Source organism: Nostoc sp., assembly GCF_036917515.1.
Taxonomy (GTDB): Bacteria; Cyanobacteriota; Cyanobacteriia; order Cyanobacteriales; family Nostocaceae; genus Nostoc.
This window is the reverse complement of record NZ_JBALDE010000268.1, coordinates 1-4602: the sequence shown is the minus strand read 5'-3', so window position 1 is coordinate 4602 and position 4602 is coordinate 1. Positions and strand designations below refer to the sequence as shown.

Below are 4602 nucleotides of genomic sequence, written 5' to 3'. Positions count from 1 at the left end.
GTATCCGCAAGCAACTGGAGTACTTCCCTACCTTGCGAGCGGCAATGGAGTATGTTCTGAGTTTAGTGTCCTAACCAACCTGGCGGTTGCTATAGCACTGCTACTTCTCTACAATCTTTTTCACTGATATTTTTATTCTGTTAATTAAAAAAGCCCCCACTAAGGGGGCTTATTAAGTTGTCCGCGTGGATTGAACAACTAGTTAATTAATACTCACAGTAGATACAGTAATCCGAACAAAATAATCCAAATCACGTCAACGAAGTGCCAGTAGATTTCGGCGGCTTCAATACCAAAGTGCTTTTGGTTACTATAGTGACCCGAAACACGCGATCGCCACAACACAGCAACAATCGCCAAAACGCCGATAGTAACGTGTAATCCGTGGAAACCAGTCAAAACGTAAAATGCACTGGCAAATAAATTGGTAGTTAAACCAAATTCTAAATGGGTATATTCATATACTTGACCAACCAAGAAAATTGCACCCATTGCAGCAGTAATTGCTAACCAGATTTGTGCACCCCGCGCATCGTTCTTTTTGATCGCAGTATCGGCATTGTGCATGACAAAACTACTAGAAATTAGATTGATGGTGTTGACTCCAGGTAGCAATAGTTCTAACTCTGGGGTACCTGCTGGCGGCCATGCAGGTAAGGTAGCACGGAAAGCCAAATAGGCTCCGAACAACCCCATAAAAATCATCCCTTCAGCAATTAGGAAGACAATTAACCCAAACATACGATGGTCTGGATGTTCTTCATGATGATCGACGGACGCTTGTGGCGCGTGGTGATGATTTAGTTCGGTTTTAGCTGGGTCAATAGTTTGACTTTGCATGAATTTTGATAAGTGGGGAATTGGGTATTGGGCATTGGGCATTGGGCATGGGGCATTAAAAAGAGGCACAGGGGCAGGGTGCGGGGGCGGAGGGGAAAACTCTGCTCCCTTGCTCCCTGCTCCCTTGCTTTTTCCCCAGTCCCCAGTTTATTTACGGTCTTCGGGATTAGCAGCAACTGCTGGGTCGGGTTCTGCTCTTAACACCGAGTTCGGACCGCCAGACAAGACTGGATTAGGATCAGATAAGGGTACACCTTCTTTAGCCTTTTCCAAACCGTAGTCATAAGGTCCCGTAGCTAATACTGGGAGTTCATCAAAATTCTCGATCGCTGGCGGTGAGGTCGTCATCCACTCTAAGGTAAGTGCCCTCCAAGGATTATTGGCAGCTTTCTCACCATACAACCAACTCCAAATCGCATTGATGATGAAGGGGAATGTCGAAACTGCTAGTATGTAAGCGCCATAAGTACAAATTTCGTTGATAAAGGTAAATTTAGGGTCATACTGGGCGACACGGCGGTTCATACCCATTAATCCCAGCTTGTGCATTGGTAAGAAGGTCATGTTTAGACCAACTATTGTTAAAGCAAAGTGAACCTTACCCCAAAATTCGTTCAGCATCCGTCCCGTCATTTTCGGGAACCAGTGGTAAATCGCCGCATAAATGCCGAGAACGCTACCACCAAATAGCACGTAGTGCAAGTGTGCTACTACAAAATAGGTGTCGTGAACGTGAATATCAAAGGGCACTGCTGCCAACATCACGCCACTGATCCCACCAATTACAAAGGTACCGACAAAGCCCATTGCAAACAGCATGGCACTGTTAAGCCGGATTTTTCCACCCCACATGGTTGCTAACCAACTGAAAATTTTAATTCCCGTGGGTACGGCAATGATCATGGTGGTAATCATAAAAAACATCCGCAACCAACCGGGGATACCGCTGGTAAACATGTGGTGTGCCCAAACAATTAGCCCCAAAAAGCTAATGGCAAGAGACGAATAAGCGATCGCTTTATAGCCAAAAATCGGTTTGCGGGAATGCACTGGGATAATTTCTGAAATTGCCCCAAAGAAGGGCAAAATCATGATGTAAACGGCTGGGTGGGAATAAAACCAGAACATGTGCTGATACACAACCGGGTCGCCACCCCCAGTCGGGTTAAAAAATGTCGTTCCTGCCAATAAGTCAAAAGCCAGCAGAATTAGACCTGCTGCTAGCACTGGTGTAGATACTAGAGTCAGTGCCGAGGTAGCAAACATCGCCCAGCAGAACAAGGGCATTTGATGAACTCCCATACCGGGGATACGCATCCTGAGCAATGTGACGAGGAAATTAATTGCCCCTAGAATCGATGACGTACCTAGTAGGAGAACGCTCATAATCCAAATTCCCTCACCTACTTGACCTGTTACCAAGCTCAGGGGAGGGTAGGAAGTCCAACCTGCATCCGGTGCATCGCCTACCACTAAACTAGCGATCAACAATAAACCCGCAGGGGGAATCATCCAAAAGGCAACAGCATTCAAGCGGGGAAATGCCATATCCTTTGCCCCAATCATCAAAGGAATGAGGAAGTTAGCAAAACCCGCACCAGCTGGCACAATCCACAAGAAAATCATGATCGTGGCGTGCAGCGTAAATAAGCTGTTGTAGACTTCAGGGGTGACGAAATCGACTTCTGGAGTTCGCAGTTCTGTACGAACCAAGTCAGCCATCACGCCACCGATACAGTAAAAAATGAATGTAGTGACTAGATATTGAATCCCAATCACCTTATGGTCGGTGTTGAAACTAAAATAGTCTTGCCATTTTCTGATACCTAGCTCCTCAACAAGAGCAGGGACATTGGCAGTTTCTTGCACTTGAGCTTGGGTCATTTGTCATTTGTCCTTTGTCACTTGTCCTTTGTCCTTTGTCACTTGTCCTTTGTCACTTGTCATTTGTATAAGTACTAATGACCAGTGACTAATGACTAATGACTAATGACCAATGACTATTTGTGAATATGATGGAGAATTTCTGGCTGAATCCCCATGTCCTTGGTGTAAGGAGCAAGAAATTCATTTGGGGATAGATCGGCAGGGTTAACAGCAACGGCTTGATTTAGTGTTTCTTTGCTGGCAACTAGCTGCTCTTGCACCCATTTGTCAAAGGCTTCTTTTGGCTCAACGACTACTGTTGCTCTCATTGCACCGTGGTAGGGGCCACAAAGTTCAGCACAGATTAAGGCATAATCGCCTGCTTTTTTGGGTGTAAAGCGAATCTCACTTTGCCTACCAGGGATCGCATCTTGTTTCAGGCGGAACTCTGGCACCCAAAAGGCGTGGATGACATCGTTAGCTGTCATATTGATTTGCACTTCACGCCCGATGGGGACGTGCATTTCACTTGTAGTTATACCAGTTTCAGGATAGGTGAAAAGCCAAGCATATTGTAGACCTGTGACGTTGACCTGTAATCCTGCTGGTTTGCCTGCTTTATCAGGAGTGCCCCCAATTGTCGGAGCAACACTACCTACACCTGGGGCATTTCGCAGTTGGGGAATTTGGTCAGCATTGCGGACTTCTGCCGTAGCTGGGTCTTGCATTGCCTGATCAGATTTTTCTTGATTGAGGTTCGGTTCGGTGCTGGGAGGAGTATCGCTTAAAGTTGCGGCCATTGCACTCCCATGACCTGGCATTTTCATCGACTCCTGATTCATCGGTGCTTCATGGATAGCATGAGGATCAAAGCCACCGATTTCGTTGTAGACATCAAAGCTGTAAACAGAAATACCGATAACGATAATTGCTGGGATCGCCGTCCAGAGAATTTCTAAAGGTATATTGCCCTCAACTGGTGGGCCGTCTTCATTGTCACCTGCACGCCGACGGTATTTAAATGCAGAGTAAATTAAAACACCTTCGACAATTAGGAATATACCTGTAGAAACGATCATCATCGCGTTGAACAGACCATCCACTAAGACGGCTTCATCCGTGGCTGCTGATGGCAACAGACCGTGATTTTGACCGTACCAAAGGCTGGTGAGCGTTAGCACGATGCCAATGAGTAATGTCCAGATTGAACTTGGAATCTTCACGGCTTACTTAATTGAATTTACTACGTTATCTTAAAGCTGCTCACTTACTAAGGTAGTCTAGGCTGTCAGATATGGAGTACAGTGTTCTGAAATTTTTATTAATTTTTTTGGCGACTTTACTCATCCTGAGTACAAAAAATTGATCAAACAACAAGGTTTAGTTAGGCATTGTCTTTTGAGAATTTCGGTAGAAAGGCTAATTTCGATTTTTTATAGGGTTTATCAGATACTCAGAGAAATAGACATAAATCAATGGGAAAATTTAAGATATAGCAATTCTATTTCATTTGTGAGAATTGAAAGCGACAGATTCCCGACATCTCAAAAATGTCAGGGATCTTGTTTCTCACGATCGCCTGTTGACTACTAAAATTTCTTTATAACTCCCAGAAAATCGACCCCAACACCGTCAACGGATCGCCTGGGAAAACACGCGTCTGGCTCTGAGAACTCTCAAAATAGTCAACGTCAAACAAATTCCGAACATTGACTATGGCCCGAAAATCTCTATGATTGTAGAAGACGGCTGCATCCGTGTATAAATAACTTGGTACAGCAAACGTGTTGTTCTTACCGCAATTTATAGCAACCGCCAGGTTGGTTAGGACACTAAACTCAGAACATACTCCATTGCCGCTCGCAAGGTAGGGAAGTACTCCAGTTGCTTGCGGAT

Annotated in this window: 4 protein-coding genes; all 4 read right to left on the bottom strand. The window is 45.0% G+C overall.

Annotation, left to right across the window (positions count from 1 at the left end; all coding sequences use genetic code 11):
• Positions 1 to 213: 213 nt before the first annotated feature.
• Positions 214 to 840, bottom strand: a complete 627-nt coding sequence (locus V7K89_RS34100; protein ID WP_335195302.1) for a cytochrome c oxidase subunit 3 — start codon at positions 838 to 840, stop codon at positions 214 to 216.
• Positions 841 to 987: 147 nt separating this feature from the next.
• Positions 988 to 2724 carry a cytochrome c oxidase subunit I gene (gene ctaD, locus V7K89_RS34095; RefSeq protein WP_335195301.1) on the bottom strand — a complete coding sequence of 579 codons (1737 nt, stop codon included), beginning with the start codon at positions 2722 to 2724 and terminating at the stop codon, positions 988 to 990.
• 116 nt (positions 2725 to 2840) lie between these two features.
• A complete protein-coding gene (locus V7K89_RS34090) occupies positions 2841 to 3929 on the bottom strand; it encodes a cytochrome c oxidase subunit II (RefSeq protein WP_335195300.1) in 1089 nt (362 codons plus the stop codon).
• Positions 3930 to 4306: 377 nt separating this feature from the next.
• Positions 4307 to 4602: hypothetical protein (locus tag V7K89_RS34085; protein WP_335195299.1), on the bottom strand; the 296-nt coding region annotated here is incomplete at its 5' end.

Coding starts and splice junctions, on each gene's coding strand:
- ctaD (WP_335195301.1), bottom strand. CDS start 2,724: ATGACCCAAGCTCAAGTGCAAGAAACTGCCAATGTCCCTGCTCTTGTT.
- V7K89_RS34100 (WP_335195302.1), bottom strand. CDS start 840: ATGCAAAGTCAAACTATTGACCCAGCTAAAACCGAACTAAATCATCAC.